The sequence below is a fragment of the Bradyrhizobium sp. USDA3010 genome (assembly GCF_056429065.1).
Genome location: NZ_JBWJZD010000012.1, coordinates 148326 through 167310 on the forward strand (window position 1 = coordinate 148326; position 18985 = coordinate 167310).

Genomic DNA, 18985 nt, shown 5'->3' on the forward strand with positions numbered 1-18985 from the left:
CGCCAACGCTAGCAAGCGCGGTATGACGTTACAATAGAAATATCATACTGGCGCTCAGCAACACGGATAGTCCATGCAACGCATCACCATCACCATCGAGGATGATCTGCTCGCGGAGATCGACGCCGCCGCCGAGGCGCGCGGCTATCAGAACCGCTCCGAGATCATCCGCGACCTCGCGCGCGCCGGCCTGCAACAGAGCGCGGAGGCGGCGCCGTCAGGGCAATGCGTCGCGGCGCTGGTCTATGTCTATGATCACGCCGCGCGCGACCTGTCGAAGCGGCTGGTACAGAATTTCCACGGCCATCACGATTTGTCGCTGGCGACGCTGCATGTGCATCTCGACGACGACAGCTGCATGGAGGTGACGGCGCTGAAGGGCCCGAGCGGCGAGGTCCGCCATCTCGCCGATCACATCATCGCCGAGCGCGGCGTGCGCTACGGCCGCGTCGTGATGATCCCGACCGCGGCGGACAATAAGCCGCGCAAGCGGGGGCACCGGCACGATTGAGGTCTCGTAGCCCGGATGGAGCGTAGCGAAATCCGGGACGGTCCACCCGCGAACGCAAGACCCCGGATTTCGCTTCATCCGGGCTACGCAATTGAATTCGCTACGCCGCCTTCGCCTTGGCGCCACGCGGCAGGCCGGCGCGGGCGAGGCCGCCATAGAGCTGCTCGTTCGGCATCTCGGACTTCAGGATCGCGCGCACCTCGATGAGGCGGTCGAGATCGATGCCGGTCGGAAATCCCTTGCTCTCGCAGAGGAAGACGAGATCCTCGAACACGACATTGCCGGTGGCGCCCGGTGCGAACGGGCAGCCGCCGAGGCCACCGAGCGAGCCGTCGAGCACACGGGCGCCTTCATCGAGCGCGGCGGAGGCGTTCGCGATGCCCATGCCGCGGGTGTCGTGCAGATGGACACAGACCGGCTTGGAGCCGGCGATCTTCACCGCGCCGCGCGTCAGCTCACCGACCTGCTTCGGCCCGGCATAGCCGACGGTATCGGCAATCGCGACCATGTCGACGCCGACCTCATAGAGCTTCTCGGTGAGGCGCAGCACCTCCTTCGGGTCGACCGCGCCCACAATCGAGCAGCCCAGCCCCATCGAGATCGCGGCATTGACCAGCGGCTTGTGCGCGCTGGCGTCGCGCAATTCACAGAGGCGCTTGATGTTCTCGATCGCCGACTCACGCGAGCGGTTGGCATTGGCCTGGCTGTGCTCCTCGGTCGCCGACACCACCGAGGCGATCTCGGCGACACCCGAGGCCAGCGCTTCGTTGACGCCGCGCTCGTTCAGCGCCAGCGCGACACCATGCGCGCCGGGCAGCGCAGCAATGGTTGCGATGACATCGCGGACATCGACGAATTGCGGGAAAGTCTTGGCCGGCAGGAACGAGCCGACCTCGAAATGCCTGACGCCGGCGGCATATTCGTCGCGCACCCAGCGCTGCTTCGCGGCGGTCGACGGGAATGTCTTCACGAGCTGCAGGCCGTCGCGCAGACCGACTTCGCGCAAGCTTACCTTGTCGTTGGGATAGATATCGTGGACGCGGGTCATGTCAGCCTCACGCAGCGTTTCCGGTTGGTGAAATCTTCTGTTGTGCGAGCTCGGCGCGGACCGCATCGGTATCGGCGCCAAGCACCGGCACTTTCAGGCCTTCGCCGATATGGCTGCCGTTCCATTCGACCGGAAGCGCCGGAACGCGGAACGGCTTGCCGTCGGTGTTGACATTGTTGACGAGCCCGCCGGGCCGCAGCACATGCGGGTCCTGCAGCAGATCCTCCGGCCGGTTGATCGGCGAGAAGCAGATGTTGAGCGCGTCGAGCCTGGCCGAGAGGTCGGCGACGTTCCAGCCTTTGATCACCTCGGCGACGCGAGGAATGATCCGGTCACGCGCCATGATGCGATCCGTGGTCGAGCGCAGCGTCGGATCGTCGGCGAACTCCTGCAGGCCGAACTCGCGGCAAAAACTCTGCCAATGGCCTTCGGTGACGACCCCGATGAAGATGCGCTCGCCGCCGGCGGCATCGAAGATGTCGTAGATCGGCCAGGCATGCTCGCGCTCCGGCATGGAGCGCGGCTTGCGCCCGGTCATCTCGTACTCGACCATGTGCTGGGCGACCAGGAACAGGCAGTTCTCGAACAGGCCGATGCGGATGTCGGCACCGTTCCCGTTGCCGCCACGCTTCTGATAGAGCGCAGCGAGGATCGAGATCACACCGAACATGCCGCCCATGATGTCGTTGGCGGAAGAGCCGACGCGCTGCGGCTTGTCGCGCGTGCCGGTCATCGCCGCGAGCCCCGACATCATCTGCACGACCTCGTCGAGCGCCGGGCGATGATCGTAGGGGCCAGAGAGAAATCCCTTGTGGCCGGCGATGATCAGATGCGGATATTTCGCGCGCAGCTCCTCAGGCCCAAGGCCTTGCTTGTCGAGCTGGCCGTCACGAAAATTCTCCAGGAACACGTCGGCGCCGGCGAGCAGCCGATGCATTGTGTCGCGGTCCTCGGGCCTGGCGAAATCGAGCACGACGCTGCGCTTGCCGCGGTTGAACAGCGGGAAGAACGAGACGCCCATGCCGCCAAGCGAGCGGGTCTTGTCGCCCGCGGGAGGCTCGACCTTGATCACCTCGGCGCCGAGTTGCGCCAGGATCATCCCGCAGGTCGGCCCCATCACCATGTGGGTCATCTCGACGACCCTCACGCCTTCCAGCGGCAGTCCGCTCCCGGTCATCGGTTTCTCCGTGCTCGTTGCGCTCTTTGTTCAGACGCGTTTTCTTCACGCGAACCGGTACCCACTTCGCTCGAAAACGCTTTGTGATCGGCGCAGGTTAGGCTTCCGCACGCTATCTGAAAAATATAATCTGTCGAATAGTGCATTCGTCGTTCTAGAACGCAGAACCCTCATGGATTCGCGCCAGCTTCGCTATTTCATCGCGGTTTACGAGCAACGCAACTTGTCGCGGGCGGCGGATCAGGCCAATGTCGCGCAATCCGCGCTTAGCCACCACATCGCCAATCTCGAGGCGGAATTCGCGACGCCGCTGTTCGAGCGCAAGCCGCGCGGCATGGAACCGACCGCGGCGGGCGAGCGGCTCTACGAGCATGCCCGCATCATCCTGCGCGCGATGGCGGCGGCCGAGCGCGAGATCAAGGAAGGCGGCAGCGCGATTGCCGGTGAGATCTCGATCGGGATGGCCAATTCCGGGATGAAGGCGATCGGCGTGCCGCTGATGCGGACCGTGCTGGCGAAGTATCCGAACCTGAAGCTGTCGCTGACCGAGAGTCTCTCCGGCGCGACGCTGCTGCATTTGATGAGCTCCGATGTCGACCTCGCGCTGGTTTACAATCCGCCGTCGGAAAAGGACCTGATCGCCGAGCCGGTGCTCGAGGAGCAGATGTTCTGCGTCGGCACCGAGAAGCTGATCGGCAAGAAGGGACCGATCACGTTCGAGCAGGTGGCCCAGCTGCCGCTGATCCTGCTGCGGCACGGGCTGTCGGCCCGCGCACTGCTGGACGACCCCGTGCCGCTGAAGCGGCTGGAGGCCAATGCAATCCTGCACCTCAATTCAACCAGCGGCATGATCGGTGCCTTGACCGCGGGCCTCGGCTGCACGATCGCGACGACGCATTTCGTCAGCGAGCCATTGAAAGCGCGCCTGCTGGTCGCACGCGAGGTGATCGAACCCAGGCTGAGCCGCACGCTCTATCTCTGCCGCTTGCGCAACCGGCCAATGACCTATGCCATGGAGGAGATGTGCCGGCTGATCCGCTCCCTGATCGCCGAACAGGTCGGGCGCGGCGCGTGGGAGGCAACGCTGCTGATCTGAAGCGCTTTCAAGCGCATCAGAAACGGCCCTATCGAAAATATCGAACGATCCCTTCGATATGTTCGTCTGGATTTCTGGCACCCGGCTGCCAAACATGCCTAGCCGGCACGCCTTCGCAAGAAAGGCGGCCGTTGAACCATTCGGGGAGGACCATCATGAGCGCTGTCGAACTCGGCTCGGTTGCCGATCTTGCCAACACGACAAGCGGGCCGGACGAGATTTCGCGGCGGCTCGAAGCGCTGCCCACCTCCGGCTACGTCTGGCGGCTGGTGATCCTGCTCTCGCTCGGCGGCTGCTTCGAAATCTACGATCTGTTCTTCACCGGCTATATCGCGCCGGGCCTCGCCCGTAGCGGGCTGATGACCACGACGACACAGGCCTTTTTCGGCTTCTCCGGGATCGGCGCCTTCGTCGCGGCGACTTTCGCCGGACTGTTCATCGGCACCTTCTGCCTCGGCTTCCTCGCCGATCGCTACGGGCGCAAGGCCGTCTTCACCTATTCGCTGCTGTTCTACAGCGCGGCGTCGGTGATCATGGCGTGCCAGACCACCCCCGGCGGCGTGCTGCTGTGGCGCTTCATCGCCGGAATCGGGATCGGCATCGAGGTCATCACCATCGACGCCTACATCACCGAGCTGGTGCCGAGCTGGATGCGCGGCCGGGCGTTTGCGATCAACCAGGCGGTGATGCTTTCGGCGGTGCCGATCGTCGCCGCGCTGTCGTGGTGGCTGGTGCCGCTCTCGCCTTACGGCATCGACGGCTGGCGCTGGGTGGTTCTGATCGGCGCCGCCGCCAGCATGATCATCTGGGTGCTGCGGCTCTACGTGCCGGAAAGCCCGCTCTGGCTGGCCCGCCATGGCCGCCTTGCCGAGGCCGAGACAATCATGCGGACGCTCGAGGCCTCATCGCCTGCGGCCGCGCCGCGCTCTGCCGTTAAAGCCGCGATGGCGCCGGCACGTGCGCCGGTCGAGACCGGCTATGCCGATTTGTTCCGGCCGCCCTACGCCTCGCTCGTCGTGCTCTTCATGATCTTCAATCTCTGCCAGGCGTTCGGCGTCTACGGCTTCTCCAACTGGGTTCCGGCGCTGCTGGTCGAGAAGGGCATCAACGTCACCAAGAGCCTGCAATATTCCTTCATCATCGCCTTCGCCTATCCGCTGGCGCCGCTGCTGGCCGCAACCTTCGCCGACCGCTTCGAGCGCAAATGGATCATTTGCGGCGCGGCGGCCGCGATCTCGGTGTTCGGCCTCGCCTTCGCGCAGCTCACCGAGCCGGTTCTGCTGATCGCCAGTGGCGTGCTGGTGACGGGCGCCAACATGACGCTGTCCTACGCCTATCACGCCTATCAGACCGAGGTGTTCCCGACCGCGATCCGGGCGCGCGCGGCGGGCCTCGTCTATTCGATGAGCCGGCTCAGCGCGACCTTCTCCGGCTTCATCGTGGCGTTCATGTTGAAGGAGGCCGGCGTCAGCGGGGTGTTCGGCCTGATCACCGCGGCGATGGTGATCGTAATTGTTACGATCGGTGTCTGGGGGCCCAACGTCCGCGGCAAGCCGCTCGACGCCTAAAGCGTTTCTTGGCGCGAACCGGCGTCGACCCAGCATCACCTGCGGGGCAGGCTTCGCTCGAAATGGCTGTGACCGCGGCACGAGCGGCACTTGCCGAAGCCATATTGGGTGGCTACCTCTCGCTCGTCATTTTGCAGAGGTAACCCAGTCATGTTCGACGCCGCCGTCAAGGCGCTTTCGCAAATCCTGTCGCCGCCGATGCGCACGATCCTGTGGCGTTCGATCGGACTTGCGCTGGTGCTGATCACCGTGCTCGCAATCGGATTGCAGCGGCTGCTGAGCTGGTTTGCCGACACCGGCGAGGTCTGGGCCGAGGGCATGCTCGGCCCCAACTTCCATTCCACGCTGCACGTGCTGTCGTGGATCATCTCGATCTCGGCGGGCCTCGGTGTCGTGCTCGGTGGCATCTTCCTGATGCCCGCGATCACCTCGCTGGTGGCGAGCCTGTTTGTCGACGACGTCGCTGACCATGTCGAGCGCGAGCACTATCCGGCCGACCATCCCGGCACGGCGCTGCCGGTGACGCTCGCGACCATCGAAGGCGTCAAGACGGCGCTGCTGACGGTCCTGGTTTATTTGGTCGCGCTGCCGTTCGTGCTGTTCGCGGGCGCGGGCTTTATCATCTTCTTCATCGCGACCGCCTGGCTGCTCGGCCGCGAATATTTCGAGCTCGCCGCGATGCGCTTCCGTTCGCCAGAGGATGCCAAGGCGATGCGCAAGGAGAATGCGGCGACCGTGTTCACCGCCGGCCTGTTCATCGCGGCCTTCGTGTCGATCCCGATCGTCAATTTGGCGACGCCGCTGTTCGGCATGGCTTTCATGGTGCACATGTACAAGCGGCTGTCCGGCCCGCGGCGCGAGCTGATCGAACCGGCGCGGCGAAGCAACGTACCCTCAGTCTAGGCCGCGTCCCGAGGCACCGGCAGTGGTGCAGGCGCCCGATCGCGCGCCAATGGCACCAGCAGAAGCCCAACGACGGCCACGCAAGAGAGCATCGCCCATGCCTCGTTGACGCTGAGTGCGAGCGACGCCCGCTCGACCAGCGGCCGGATGAACGCCACCGTCACTTCGTCCGGCGGACCCGGCGGACGGTTGATCAGCAGCATTGGATCGAGGCCGATCGCCTGTGCTGCGTTGAGATCACCTGCCAGCAGGCGTGCACGAAAATCCTCACCATAAATTGGGCTTCGGCCGTAGAGGATGGTGTCGATCAAGGCGATCCCGATCGCGCCACCCAGATTGCGCAGCAGGTTGAACAATCCGCTGGCGTCGGCAACCTCCGCTTCCGGCAGGGTGCCCAGCGCAACGCGCGTCGGCGGCAGCAAGCAGAACATGATCGCGACCCCGCGCACGATCTGCGGCCAGATCATCTCGCCGAAATCAGCGGTGCGCGGCTGAAAGGCGCTCAAGCCAAGACCGAGCGCGAACAAGGCGAAGCCCGTAGCAGTCAATACGAGCGCGCCGACGCGGCTTTCGAGGATTGCCGCCAGCGGCGCCGCGATCAGTTGCGCAACCCCCGTGACCAGCATGATGGTGCCGATCTCGAAGGCATCATGGCGGCGGACGAAGCCGAGGAAGACCGGCATCAGATAGGTCGATCCATACAGGCCGATGCCGAGACAAAAGCTCAGGGCGCAACCGATCGCGAACGAACGCCGCCTGAACAGGGTCAATCGCGCGATTGGATACGCCGCGCGGAGCGTGCGCCGGATCAGCAGCGTGATCCCGGCCATGCTTCCGATCATCAGGCTCAGGCAAGGTATCGAGGCCCAGCCGCGCTGCGGCGCTTCCTTTAAACCGATCATGAGGCTTGCGAGCGCCGCCGCGAGCAGGACCAGCGACCATGTGTCCAATCTCGCGAACGCGCGGAGGTTCACGCCCTGCTTCGGAAGCAGCAGCGGCGTGACCGTGGCCGCAATCGTTCCCGGAACCAGGTTGATCAGGAACAGCCACGGCCACGACCAGGTCTGCGTGATCCAGCCGCCGACGACCGGCCCAACCGTCGGCGCAAGCACCGCGACGACGCCGCCGATCGTGGTGGCCACCGCATGAAGCCGTGCCGGGAACAGCGTGAATACGGCGGAGAACACCGCAGGAATCAGGACACCGCCGGAAAATCCCTGCAGCACGCGAAATGCCAGCAACACGGCAAAGCCGCCACTGAAGGCGCAACCGACCGAGGCGATGGTGAACAGGCTCACGGCGATCGCGAACAGCCATCGCAACGACAGAACATGCGTGAACAGTCCGGTCAGCGGGATCGCGATCACCTCCGCGATCAGATAGGCGGTCTGGATCCAGCTCATCGCGGAAGGCGAGATCGCGAGCGCGCGCTGGATCGTCGGCAACGAGGTCGCGACGACCTGGATGTCGAGGATCGCCATGAACATGCCGAAGCACATCAGGAGGAAGCCTGCCCAGGTCGCCGCCGATGGGCTGTCGGTGTGATGCTCCGCGCGGCCGCTCATGGCGTGCTGACGCGCGGCCAATCCGCCACCGAGAGAGCACGGCTCTCGGCGCGAATTCGGATCGCAAGCACCGTGAGATTGAGCACGGTGAAAATCAGCGCTGGCACCGGCAGATGCAGTGCGAGCGGAAGCAGCGCGATCTCACCGACGACGACGGCATAGTTAGGATGCGGAAAATATCGGTACGGCCCGGATACGACCAGCGGCGCGCCCGGCAAGACGATAATCCGCGTGGTCCATCGCGGTCCGAGCGCAGCGAGGATCCACAGCCGCAGGCCTTGCAGCAGCAGAAAGGCCGCCAGTATGGCCAGGTTGACATCCTGGTTGCGGCCCCAGATCCACAGCGCGGTGAGCCAGCCGGCGTGAACCAGCACAATGAGCGGGTAATGCCCGGCGCCGACCTCGATCGCGCCGCGCGCCAGAAGCCGCTCCGTGTTGCGACGTGACAGCACGAGCTCGCCGAGACGCTGCAGCGCCACCAGCGCAAGGATGACCGAAGCGAAGCTCATGCCGCGTGCCTGAGCGCGACGCAGCTGAGCGTGAAGCCGGGCCCGAGCGCGGTGAGCAGCGAACGCGGCGGCAAGCCCTTGGCGCGGGCGCGTTCGAGGACGAAGAGAACCGTCGGGGCCGACATGTTGCCGCAGGTCGCGATGACGTCGCGTTCGTGATCGAGCGTGCCCTGATCGAGCGCGAGCGCCCGCTCCAGCGCGGCGATGACCTTGGCGCCGCCGGGATGGCAGAGGAAGCGGTCGACGTCATTGGCCGTCAGCTCCACCCGCGCAAGGATTTCGGCAACGGCCGGCCCGACATGGTCGCGGACGAAATCCGGAATGGTGCGCTGAAAGACGACGCCGAATCCTTCCGGATCGACCGTCCAGCCCATGATATCGAGCGTATCCGGCCAAAGCTTTTCACCGGCCGCCTCGATCCGCGTCGTACCGCCGTCTCCGGCGCGCAGCACGATCGCGGCGGCGCCGTCGCCGAACAGACTGGCGGCGACGATGTTCGCCTTGGTGAGCTCATCGTGGCGGACCGCGAGCGTGCAGAGTTCGAGCGCAACCAGCAGCACATTCGCACCCGGCTGCGCCTGCGCCAGCCGCGCCGCGATCGACAGGCCCGACACGCCGCCCGCGCAGCCGAGGCCGAACACCGGCACGCGCGACACATCGGTCCGCAGGCCGAGCTGGCCGGCGACGCGCGCGTCCAGCGTCGGCGTGGCGATGCCCGTCGAGCACACCGTGACCACGATATCGATGTCGCTGCCGGTCAGGTCGGCACGGGCAATCGCCTTGCGGGCGACTTCGACGAACAGCGCTTCCGCGCCTTCCAGGAACGCCTGCGTTCGCTCCGGCCAGCCGCGCCGTTCGAGATACCATTCGATCGGCTTCACGCCGTAGCGATGCTGGATGCCGGTGTTGGCGAACAGGCTGGAGAGCGCCTCGAATTCGGGATAGCGGTCGGCGAGAAGGTCGCGCGCGGCCTGCAGGATTTGTCCCTGATGGAATAGATGCGGTGGAACCGCCGTCGCCATGGAAACTAGCGCGGCCGTCTGCTTGGTCTCGATCATCGTGGCTCCCGTTCCCCCGCTTGTGGAACCACGCGGCGTGCAAAATATTTCAGACGCCCATGAGATAGCTGGGGCGCCGCATTCACTATAAATTGACCCCGGCGGCGGCAAGCCCCCGGCGATACCCGCGCCGCGCCGTTCGCAAGTCAGGAAGCGGCGGCGCCCAACTTGCGCAGCACGTTCTTCACGAAGCCAAGCGGCACCGGCGACAGCGGGCCCTGCGGCGCGCGCGTGATCAGGGCGACCAGGAACAGCGCCAGGATCGCGAGCCAGAAGCACAGCCAGAAGCCATCAATGTAGGCGAGCGTGTTGGCCTCGCGCTGCACCAGCGCCGCGAGCGTGCCGATCGCACGCCCCGCCGCCGCGCCGATGCCGTGGCCGGAAAATTCACCGGCCAATCGCTTCAGCAGGTTCACGACGTCGACGTCGCCGCTCTGGACGTGCTGTCCGAGGTAGTTCGAATGGATCTGCTCGCGGACGCGCAGCCAGGTGCCCATCAGGGCGATGCCGATCTCGGCGCCGCCGAGCCGCATGATCTGGATATAGGCCGCGAACGCCGTCGCCCGCGACGGATCGGAATTCGACAGCGCCATGATGATGATCGGCAGCAGCGTGAGCGCCTGCCCGACCGACGTGAGCAGGACGATGCCGACGAAGTCCTCGCGCGCCCAGACATGGCTCAGCTGCGTGCCCCAGAGATTGGCCGCCGCGAATGCCGAGAATCCGAGCACCACGACGATGCGCGGATCGAGGTGACGCAACAGGACAATCGAGATCGGCACCAGCACGAACATCGGCAGCGCGCCGTAGGTGAACAGCAGCACGCCCGACTGCTCCGGCCGCAGCGCGCCGATGGTGCCGAGGAAATTCGGCACCAGCGACGAGTTCGACAGGCTGGTCAGCGTGTACAGCAGGATCACGATCAGCGAGAGCCCGATATTGCGCGAGAACAGCACGTTGAAATGCGCCCACGGCCGGCGCGCGACCGTCTCGTTGATCATGAAGGCGATGATCAGGAGCCCGCCGCCGATCAGGAGCGCCATCACGGTGCCCGACGACAGCCAGTCCAGCCGGTTGCCCTGATCGAGCCCGGCATAGACCATCCCCAGGCCGGCGCCGAGCAGCAGCATGCCACCCCAATCGGCATGGTGCAGCAGGTCGCGATTGACCGGCTCATTCGGCGTGCCGAGATACACCATCAACCCCATCAGCGGCGCGATCACGACACCCTGCCAGTACAGCCACTGCCAGCCGAGATGCTCGACATAGAATCCGACCAGCGAGCTCGACGAGTCCAGCGCGAAGCCGACGCGGATCGAATACATCGCGATCGCCGGCAGCCACCAGCGGATCGGCAGGTTGCGCAGGATGATCATCAGCGTCGCCGGCACGAAGGTGCCGAGCAGCATGCCGTGGGTGATGCTGAGCGCGATCAGCGTCGTGTAGTCGTGCACGAACGGAATGATCAGCGAGACCACGGCATAGACCAGGCTCGGAATCCCGAGCACGCGGCGCAGACCGAACGCGGTGGCGAGCCAGGCCACCGCGGGCGCGATGAAGATCTGCGAGCCGATCGCAGCGGTCGAGAGCCAGGCACCCTCGTCGAAGGTAAGCGAAAACGCGCCCCGCAGGTCGGGCAGGCCGACCGAGGTCAGGCGGCTGTCGAAATTCGCGAGGAACGCGCCGAGCAGCACGGCGATAACGGCAAACACCGGATAGCGCGCGACGTCGCCGCGCGAGACCGGGCCGCGCTCGCGGTCGTCACTTTCCGCCATTGGCGACCGCCTCGCCGGTGTTGATCCGCGTGACGACCGACATGCCCGGCAGCAGGCGCTCGAGCAACGGCTGGCCCTTGTCGAACTGAATACGCACCGGAATCCGCTGCACCACCTTGGTGAAATTGCCGGTGGCGTTGTCGGGCGGCAGCAGCGCGAATTGCGAGCCGCTCGCCGGCGCGATGCGCTCGACGACGCCGCGCAACGTCTGGCCGGAGAATGTGTCGACGGTGACCTCGACCGGCTGGCCCGGCTTGACGTTGGTCAGCTGGGTTTCCTTGTAGTTGGCGATCACATAGACGTTCGGCAGCGGCACGACATTGATCAGGTTGGTGCCGATGTTGACGTAGTCGCCCGGCTGCACCTGCCGCTCTCCGGTGACGCCGTCGAACGGCGCGACAATCCTGGTGTATCCAAGCTTGAGCTTGGCCGATGCCAGCAGCGCCTTGGCGGCGTCGAGGTCGGCGGCACGCTGCTTCTTGGTGCCTTGCAGGACCTCGAGTTGATGGCGCTGCGCCGCGATCACCGCACGGCTTGCCTGCACATCCGCCTCAGCCTTGGCGTAAGATGCGGTGGCCTGCTCAAGCCGCTGCCGCGTGCCGGCGTCGGTTTGCGACAGCGATTGCTGACGCTCTTGCTCCTGACGCGCCAGGGTCTGCTGCGCCTCCGCAGACAACCGCGAGGCCTCGGCCTGCGCGATGGTCGCATATTGCAGCTCGACCTGGTTGTTGAGGTTATCGAGCGCGGCCTGCGCACCGACCACGCCCGCCTCGGCCTGCGCGACCTGCGCCTGGTAATCGGCAGGATCGATCTGCACCAGGAGATCGCCGGCCTTGACGCGCTGGAAATCGGAGACGGCGACCGTGAGCACTTCGCCGGACACGCGGCTGCTGAGCTGGGTCAACTCGGCGCGCACATAGGCATCATTGGTGGTCTGGATCGTGGCGCTGCCGACCCAGGTATCCCAACGCGTGGTCGCCACCACGACGAACACAAGCGCAGCCAGCACCGCAAACAGCGGGATGGCGAAACGGCCCCAGAAGCCGCTCGCCGCAGGCTGCGGCTTGGCTGGTGTTGTCACTGGTGCGGGCGCGGTCTGGCTGACTTGTGAAGGACCGTCCTGAACCTGCTCTGCCACCGCCACACTCCCCTCAATCACACGCACCGAACGCCGGGCGCGCGTACAGCCTTTTCCGTTCCAATTGAATCGGAACGGGGCTCCAGATTCGTTTCTTGACGCGTTTTCTTCACGCGAACCGGCATCCACTTCGCTCGAAAACGCTCTGGTAGCACATGACGATCATGGCTCAGACGGTTTTCTCCGGCCACCGGCAAAGGTCATTGATCAGACATACGTCGCAACGAGGACCGCGCGCGAGGCAAGTATAGCGGCCATGCAGGATCAGCCAGTGATGGGCGTGCAGCATGAACTCGGTCGGGATCACCTTCTCCAGTCCCAGCTCGACCTCGAGCGGCGTCTTGCCGGGCGCGAGACCGGTGCGGTTGCCGACGCGAAACACATGGGTGTCGACCGCCATGGTGCGTTCGCCGAACGCCATGTTGAGCACGACATTCGCGGTCTTGCGGCCGGCGCCGGGCAATGATTCGATTTCGGCGCGGGTGCGCGGCACCTCACCGCCGAATTCGGCGATCAGCTTCTCCGACAGCGCGATGACATTCCTGGCCTTGTTGCGATAGAGTCCGATGGTCTTGATGTAGTCGCGCACCTTGTCTTCGCCGAGCTCAAGCATTTTCTCCGGCGTGTCGGCGACCGCAAACAGCGCCCGCGTCGCCTTGTTGACGCCGGCATCGGTTGCCTGTGCCGACAGCACCACCGCAACCAGCAGCGTGTAGGGGTTGAGATGCTCGAGCTCGCCCTTCGGCTCGGGATTGGCTTTGCGGAACCGGTCGAAGGCCTCGTAGACCTCCGCCGCCGTCCATGGTTTTGGCTTTGCGGCCTTCTTGGCGGCCTTGGTGGCCGGCTTCTTTGCCGCGCGTTTGGGCTGCGGTGTTGCCGCCTTCGCGGCTTTCTTCTTCGGCGCGGACCGAACGCTTGAGCTGCTGGCGCGTTGAGAGCGGATGATTTTGGCCATGAACGGGATATACTGACACGTCATGACCGCAGGCAACGACTTTGATCCGGGCGAAGACCCCAGGGCCAATGACCTCGACGTCGATGTGCCCGAGGCGGAGCCGAAACTGTTCTCGGCGCTGCTGACGCCGCACCGCTCGCTGAACCGCACCGGCTTCATCGTGCTGATGTCGTTCGTCACCGTGGTCAGCTTCATCGCGGGCGCAGTGTTCTGGTGGCTCGGCGCCTGGCCGATCTTCGGCTTCTTCGGCCTCGACGTGCTGGTGATCTACTGGGCATTCAAGGTCAATTTCCGCACCGCCAAAGCGAGCGAGGAGATCACCGTCACGCCGTCGGAACTGCGGGTGCGCCGGATCAGTCACCGCGGCCATGTGGCCGAATGGGTGCTCAACCCGCTCTGGGTGCGGTTCGAGCAGATCTCGCACGAGGAGTTCGGCATCGAGCGGCTTTACCTGGTGTCCCGGGGCCGCCGGGTCAGCGTCGGCAGCTTCCTCGGCCCGGACGAAAAGGCCAGCTTTTCCAAAGCCCTGACTGCGGCCCTGAACACCGCGAAACGGGGCCCGACCTACAATCCCATCGTTTAGACATGCTTGTCGGAAATCGGGTGGTTTGGACGCGCCATGGCTCCTAAATCAGACAGCATGATGACACTCGCCATCCATGACCAGCGCCTGGCCAAGCCGGGCTTCCACCAGAGCGCCGCGCTGCGCGACTACGATTCGGTGCGGCGCGCCATCGCGTTCATCTCGGAGCACTGGCGCGCGCAGCCGACCATCGAAGCGATGGCCGATGCCGCCGCCGTGACGCCGGATGAACTGCACCATCTGTTCCGCCGCTGGGCCGGGTTGACGCCGAAGGCCTTCATGCAGGCGCTGACCCTCGACCACGCCAAGAACCTGCTGCGCGATTCCGCCAGCGTGCTCGACGCCGCACTCGACTCAGGTCTCTCGGGACCGGGACGGCTGCACGATCTGTTCGTCACGCACGAGGCGATGTCGCCCGGCGAATGGAAGACCGGCGGCGGCGGCATGACGCTGCGCTTCGGCTTCCACCCCTCGCCGTTCGGCACCGCGATCGTGATCGCAACGGACCGCGGGCTCGCGGGGCTTGCCTTCGCCGACCCCGGCGACGAGCAGACCGCGTTTGCCGACATGAAGCGCCGCTGGCCGAACGCCACCTTTGTCGAGGACACCGATGGCACCACCGCATTGGCGCAGCGCGTGTTCGATACGCGGTTGTGGCGCGCGGACCAGCCGCTGCGCGTCGTCTTGATCGGCACCGACTTCGAGGTGAGGGTGTGGGAAACGCTGCTCAAGGTCCCGATGGGCCGCGCGGTGAGCTATTCCGACATCGCCAGCAAGATCAGTAACCCGAAGGCCTCGCGCGCCGTCGGCGCCGCGGTCGGCCGCAATCCGGTGTCGTTCGTGGTGCCCTGCCATCGCGCACTCGGCAAGAGCGGCGCGCTGACCGGCTATCACTGGGGCATCACCCGCAAGCAGGCGATGCTGGGCTGGGAAGCCGGCCAGGTCGGATTGCACTAAGCAAAACCGGTCTCTCACCGTCACCCTGAGGAGCGCGAAGCGCGTCTCGAAGGGTCGACGGCCCCCGCTGGTGGCCGTGCATCCTTCGAGGCTCGCTCCGCTCGCGCCTCAGGATGACGGATCGAGATCCCGTCCTGCTGCGCTTAAGCCGCCAAATCGACCTTGGACGCAACGGTGGAATCGGCGTTGAGCCGATAGACCACCGGCGCACCGGTCGCGAGCTCGCGCTTGAGGATCTGCTCCGGCGTAAGCTTCTCCAGCACCATGATCAGCGCGCGCAGCGAATTGCCGTGGGCGGCGATCAGCGTGCGCTGGCCGCGCAGCACGCCGGGCAGGATCTCCTGCACGTAATAGGGCAGCGTGCGCGCCAGCGTGTCCTTCAGGCTCTCGCCGCCGGGCGGCGGGACGTCGTAGGAGCGGCGCCAGACCAGGACCTGGTCCTCGCCCCACTTCTTGCGGGCATCGTCCTTGTTGAGGCCCGAGAGATCGCCGTAGTCGCGCTCATTGAGCGCCAGATTCTTCGTGGTCGGCAATCCGGTCTGGCCGATCTGCTCCAGCATCAGCTTCAGCGTGTGCTGCGCGCGCGTCAGGTCTGATGTAAAGGCGACGTCGAACGACAGGCCCTGCGCCTTCAGCTTGCGGCCGGCGTCCTTGGCTTCGGCGATGCCCTGCTCGGTGAGATCGGGATCCTTCCACCCGGTGAACAGGTTCTTCAGATTCCATTCGCTCTGACCATGACGAACGAGCACAAGAAGACGATCACTCATTTCAGATTCCGTTTTCGCTTGGCTGGATTTTATTTCGTCGCGCGATCTCAGTCGCTCAACCCGAGAACGTCGGTCATCGAATACATGCCGGGCTTCTTGCCATGCGCCCACAGCGCCGCCTTCAGCGCGCCCTGCGCGAACAGCGCGCGATCCTCGGCATGATGCGACAGCGTGATGCGCTCCGAAGGACCGGCAAAGATCACGCTGTGATCGCCGGCCGCGGTGCCGCCGCGTAACGAGGCAAAGCCGATATCGCCGGGACGCCGCGCGCCGGTCAGGCCATCGCGGCCGCGCGCCGAATGCTGCTCCAGCGCGATCTTGCGTCCGGCAGCGGCAGCTTCGCCGAGCATCAGCGCAGTGCCGGACGGCGCGTCGATCTTGGACTTGTGGTGCATCTCGAGAATTTCGATATCGAAGCTCTCGTCGAGTGATTGCGCGACGCGCTTGACCAGCGCGGCGAGCAGATTGACGCCGAGGCTCATATTGCCCGACTTCACCACGATGGCGCGGTTGGTGACGCTGCGGATCACCGCATCGTCTGACTGCGACAGGCCGGTGGTGCCGATGACGTGAACTAGGCCGCGCTCGGCCGCGATAGCGACATTGGCGATGGTCGCGGCCGGCACCGTGAAATCCAGGATGCCGTCGGCCGCCGCCGACATCGACCACAGATCGGCCGACAGCTTGACGTCATTGGCGGGAAGGCCGGCGAGCACACCGGCGTCCTTGCCGAGCAGTTCCGAGCCCGGCGCTTCCAGCGCGCCGACCAGCACCGCCCCCGGGGTTTCGGAAATCACCCGCGTCAGCGTGCGGCCCATCCGGCCGCCGGCTCCCGCAACAATCAGACGCATGTCAGCCATGGCTCACCTCTCACCGCCGTATAAAGCATGATCCGGCAAAGTGGAAACCGGTTTTCCGGCACCACAACATGCCTAAACGACGGCCATCGGAGGCTTGTTCCGAGCGGCCGAACCGGCGGGCTGGCGTCCGGGCTACGGGCTGTCGTGCCCCTCGATGATAATCAGGTCGGCGATCGAGTGCGGCTGCCGCACCTTGATATTGGCCTGGTATTCCGGCGAGTTGTAGCAGGCCAGCGCGGTCGCGTAATCGGGGAATTCGATCACGACGTTGCGCGAGCGGCTCTGGCCCTCCACGCCGGTGAACTTGCCACCGCGAACAATGAACTTGCCGCCGAATTTCTGGAAGATCGCCGGGTTGGCGGCCATGTAGGGCTTGTAGCCCTCCTCATTGTGAACGTCGACGCGTCCAATCCAGTATCCCTTCGCCATCTCTGTTCTCCCTTGTTGTTGGTTCAGGCGAGCGCCTGGGCGATCTCAGTGTGAATGGCTTCGGCCGCGGCTTTCGGATCGGCGGCTTCCATCACCGGACGTCCGACCACCAGATAGTCGGCGCCGGCGGCAATGGCGCGGGCCGGCGTCATGATGCGCTTCTGGTCGCCGGTCGCCGAGCCCGCGGGGCGGATGCCAGGTGTCACCAGGTTCATCCGATCACCCACGATCTTGCGCAGGGCGGCGGCCTCCTCGGGTGAGCTGACGAGACCGTCGACACCGAGCGCCTGCGCCTGCCTGGCGCGCGCCTCGACGAGATCGGAAACGTTGAGGCGATAGCCCGCCGCGTGCAGGTCGCTGTCGTCGTAGGAGGTCAGCACCGTCACCGCGAGGATCTTCAGGCCGGAGCCGGTACGCGCCTCGACCGCCGCCTTCATGGTCTGCGGATAGGCATGCACGGTGAGAAAGGTCGCGCCGAGAGCGGCGACGCTTTCGACCCCGCGCGCCACCGTGTTGCCGATGTCGTGCAGCTTGAGATCGAGGAAGACCTTCTTGCCGCTGCCCGCAAGCTGCTTCGCCAGCGCGAGGCCGCCCGCGTAACCGAGCTGATAGCCGATCTTGTAGAAGGTGACGCTGTCGCCAAGCCTGTCGATCATCGCCTCGGCGCTGGCGACCGACGGCAAATCGAGCGCCACAATCAACCGGTCTCTTGGAGCGATCTTGGCTGGCTGCATGTCACCTCACATCATGCGTTGGGAATGGTCGATCAGCTGCCGCACCAGCGCCCGCATCGTATCGATGTCGGCCGGGTGCTTCAGACGATCCATGTCGTCATAGGCCTGCTCGGCGAATGACAGCGCGAGCTGGTTCGGGATCACGGCGGCATGGCACGCCGTCAGGATCAGGCGCAGCGCCGCCAGCGCGCGCGTGCCGCCGAGCCGGTTGCCGGATGCCGCAGCTAGCGCGAAAGCGCGGCCATGGAACACCTGGCCACGGGTCTCGTGCGGATCCTGCACGCGGCTCACCCAGTCGATCGTGTTCTTCACCAGCGCCGGCACCGAGGAATTATATTCCGGCGTCACGATCAGCACGCCATGATGGGCGCCGATCATCCGCTTCAGATTGATGGCGTGCTGCGGCACGCCCGATTTGGCCTGCAAATCGCCGTCATAGATCGGCAGCGGAAAATCGCTGAGCGAGATACGGGTGACGTCGGCCCCTGACTGCGCGAGCTCCTGCGCCAGCACGGCAGCCAGCTTCGCGTTGAGCGAGCCTGATCGAAGCGATCCGGGGATCACGAGGATTTTCAGCGCGGACATTTCGAAATCGCGGTTAGGGCACGCGCCCGGCGAGATAACGCTGGGCGAGCATTTTCTCTGAAAATGCTCTTAGCTAATGTTCTGCGCGTATTCCATGCGCAAAACCGGTACCCGCTTTTGCGGAATCCGCGTCAGCCCTTGCGATACACCCAGACCCGCGCGGGCGGAAGGTTCATCCAGATCCGCTCGGACGCCTCTGTGGACACGCCGGGCAGCGACTTCGGAATCGGGGGCGCCACCGAATAGGTGAACTGCACGAACGGCGCACCGGGCGCGAGGGCCAGGAAGGCGTCGCGGACCAGCTTCAGGCGGGTCAGCATCGGCTTGGTGACCAGCGGCAGGCCGGAGACCACGGCCGAGGCCGGAGACTTCATGACGTCCCACAGCGTATCGCGAAGCCTGTAGGCGTCGCCCTGGACCACCTTGGCCTGCGGATAGCGTTCGCGCAGCAGCGCACAGAAGCCGGGATTGTACTCAACCAGGACGAGACGCTTTTGATCGACGCCATGCTCGATCAGCGCATTGGTGATCGCACCGGTGCCGGGTCCGAGTTCGACAACCGGTCCTTCGGCTTCGGGATCGACATATTGCGCCATGGTGCGTGCGAGCAGCCGCCCGGACGGCATCACCGCGCCCATATGCAGCGGCTTCTCGATCCATGAACGGAGAAAACGAACCTCGTCGTCGAGACGGAGGGGCTTCTTCGACGCACGCACGGACGATTGCAGAGGCATGTCGCTACCAGGCGGGACCGCGCACAATCGAGC

At 65.2% G+C, this 18985-nt stretch carries 20 protein-coding genes; 6 read left to right on the forward strand and 14 right to left on the reverse strand.

Annotated elements, in window-relative coordinates:
- Positions 1 to 73: 73 nt before the first annotated feature.
- On the forward strand, positions 74 to 511 hold the full coding sequence (nikR, locus tag AC066Y_RS20325) for a nickel-responsive transcriptional regulator NikR (RefSeq protein ID WP_478275427.1): 438 nt from the start codon (positions 74 to 76) through the stop codon (positions 509 to 511).
- Between the two features lie 100 nt (positions 512 to 611).
- Here nikR and AC066Y_RS20330 read toward each other — a convergent pair whose 3' ends face one another.
- Entirely contained in the window at positions 612 to 1559 is a 948-nt protein-coding gene (locus AC066Y_RS20330; protein WP_478275428.1) for a hydroxymethylglutaryl-CoA lyase, read from the reverse strand.
- Positions 1560 to 1566: 7 nt separating this feature from the next.
- Positions 1567 to 2736, reverse strand: a complete 1170-nt coding sequence (locus AC066Y_RS20335) for a CaiB/BaiF CoA transferase family protein (RefSeq protein WP_478275429.1) — start codon at positions 2734 to 2736, stop codon at positions 1567 to 1569.
- Positions 2737 to 2908: 172 nt separating this feature from the next.
- On the opposite strand from AC066Y_RS20335, the gene AC066Y_RS20340 reads away from it, so the two are divergent.
- The 3 genes from AC066Y_RS20340 (at position 2909) to AC066Y_RS20350 (ending at position 6303) form a co-directional block, all read left to right on the forward strand.
- Positions 2909 to 3832: a LysR family transcriptional regulator gene (locus AC066Y_RS20340; protein WP_478275430.1), complete on the forward strand. Its 924-nt coding sequence runs from the start codon at positions 2909 to 2911 to the stop codon at positions 3830 to 3832.
- A 155-nt stretch (positions 3833 to 3987) separates the two neighbouring features.
- Positions 3988 to 5400, forward strand: coding sequence for an MFS transporter (locus AC066Y_RS20345; protein ID WP_478275431.1), 1413 nt, complete (start codon positions 3988 to 3990; stop codon positions 5398 to 5400).
- Between the two features lie 150 nt (positions 5401 to 5550).
- A complete protein-coding gene (locus tag AC066Y_RS20350; RefSeq protein ID WP_478275432.1) occupies positions 5551 to 6303 on the forward strand; it encodes a sulfate transporter family protein in 753 nt (250 codons plus the stop codon).
- On the opposite strand, the gene AC066Y_RS20355 is transcribed toward AC066Y_RS20350, so the two are convergent.
- The 6 genes from AC066Y_RS20355 to nth all read right to left on the reverse strand — a co-directional run bounded on the left by AC066Y_RS20355 (position 6300) and on the right by nth (position 13303).
- Entirely contained in the window at positions 6300 to 7868 is a 1569-nt protein-coding gene (locus AC066Y_RS20355; protein WP_478275433.1) for a DHA2 family efflux MFS transporter permease subunit, read from the reverse strand. The genes AC066Y_RS20350 and AC066Y_RS20355 overlap by 4 nt on opposite strands.
- On the reverse strand, positions 7865 to 8377 hold the full coding sequence (locus AC066Y_RS20360) for an isoprenylcysteine carboxyl methyltransferase family protein (protein WP_478275434.1): 513 nt from the start codon (positions 8375 to 8377) through the stop codon (positions 7865 to 7867). The genes AC066Y_RS20355 and AC066Y_RS20360 overlap by 4 nt, the downstream gene beginning before the upstream one ends.
- The gene (locus AC066Y_RS20365) at positions 8374 to 9435 is read right to left on the reverse strand and encodes a type III polyketide synthase (protein ID WP_478275435.1); all 1062 of its coding nucleotides are present in this window, start codon (positions 9433 to 9435) and stop codon (positions 8374 to 8376) included. Before AC066Y_RS20365 ends, AC066Y_RS20360 begins: the two co-directional genes overlap by 4 nt.
- 146 nt (positions 9436 to 9581) lie before the next feature.
- Positions 9582 to 11210: an MFS transporter gene (locus tag AC066Y_RS20370; RefSeq protein WP_478275436.1), complete on the reverse strand. Its 1629-nt coding sequence runs from the start codon at positions 11208 to 11210 to the stop codon at positions 9582 to 9584.
- Complete coding sequence (locus AC066Y_RS20375; RefSeq protein ID WP_478275479.1) at positions 11197 to 12291, reverse strand: HlyD family secretion protein; 1095 nt, start codon at positions 12289 to 12291, stop codon at positions 11197 to 11199. Before AC066Y_RS20375 ends, AC066Y_RS20370 begins: the two co-directional genes overlap by 14 nt.
- Before the next feature lie 226 nt (positions 12292 to 12517).
- Positions 12518 to 13303 (reverse strand): endonuclease III, encoded by a 786-nt coding sequence (gene nth / locus AC066Y_RS20380; protein ID WP_478275437.1) that lies wholly within the window; start codon positions 13301 to 13303, stop codon positions 12518 to 12520.
- A 22-nt stretch (positions 13304 to 13325) separates the two neighbouring features.
- On the opposite strand from nth, the gene AC066Y_RS20385 reads away from it, so the two are divergent.
- Positions 13326 to 13886, forward strand: a complete 561-nt coding sequence (locus tag AC066Y_RS20385) for a DUF2244 domain-containing protein (RefSeq protein WP_478275438.1) — start codon at positions 13326 to 13328, stop codon at positions 13884 to 13886.
- Between the two features lie 57 nt (positions 13887 to 13943).
- Complete coding sequence (locus tag AC066Y_RS20390) at positions 13944 to 14843, forward strand: methylated-DNA--[protein]-cysteine S-methyltransferase (RefSeq protein ID WP_212312991.1); 900 nt, start codon at positions 13944 to 13946, stop codon at positions 14841 to 14843.
- 143 nt (positions 14844 to 14986) lie between these two features.
- Here the strand turns inward: AC066Y_RS20390 and AC066Y_RS20395 are convergent, their stop codons facing one another.
- The 6 genes from AC066Y_RS20395 to AC066Y_RS20420 all read right to left on the reverse strand — a co-directional run bounded on the left by AC066Y_RS20395 (position 14987) and on the right by AC066Y_RS20420 (position 18952).
- The gene (locus AC066Y_RS20395; RefSeq protein ID WP_478275439.1) at positions 14987 to 15610 is read right to left on the reverse strand and encodes a 2,3-bisphosphoglycerate-dependent phosphoglycerate mutase; all 624 of its coding nucleotides are present in this window, start codon (positions 15608 to 15610) and stop codon (positions 14987 to 14989) included.
- A 47-nt stretch (positions 15611 to 15657) separates the two neighbouring features.
- Positions 15658 to 16470 carry a 4-hydroxy-tetrahydrodipicolinate reductase gene (gene dapB, locus AC066Y_RS20400; protein ID WP_478275440.1) on the reverse strand — a complete coding sequence of 271 codons (813 nt, stop codon included), beginning with the start codon at positions 16468 to 16470 and terminating at the stop codon, positions 15658 to 15660.
- Positions 16471 to 16602: 132 nt separating this feature from the next.
- Positions 16603 to 16899, reverse strand: coding sequence for a DUF1330 domain-containing protein (locus tag AC066Y_RS20405; RefSeq protein WP_194457545.1), 297 nt, complete (start codon positions 16897 to 16899; stop codon positions 16603 to 16605).
- Positions 16900 to 16922: 23 nt separating this feature from the next.
- Complete coding sequence (gene pyrF, locus AC066Y_RS20410) at positions 16923 to 17633, reverse strand: orotidine-5'-phosphate decarboxylase (RefSeq protein ID WP_478275441.1); 711 nt, start codon at positions 17631 to 17633, stop codon at positions 16923 to 16925.
- A 6-nt stretch (positions 17634 to 17639) separates the two neighbouring features.
- The gene (locus AC066Y_RS20415) at positions 17640 to 18218 is read right to left on the reverse strand and encodes an NADPH-dependent FMN reductase (protein WP_478275442.1); all 579 of its coding nucleotides are present in this window, start codon (positions 18216 to 18218) and stop codon (positions 17640 to 17642) included.
- Positions 18219 to 18349: 131 nt separating this feature from the next.
- Positions 18350 to 18952, reverse strand: a complete 603-nt coding sequence (locus tag AC066Y_RS20420) for a class I SAM-dependent methyltransferase (protein ID WP_092120946.1) — start codon at positions 18950 to 18952, stop codon at positions 18350 to 18352.
- Positions 18953 to 18985: the final 33 nt, after the last annotated feature.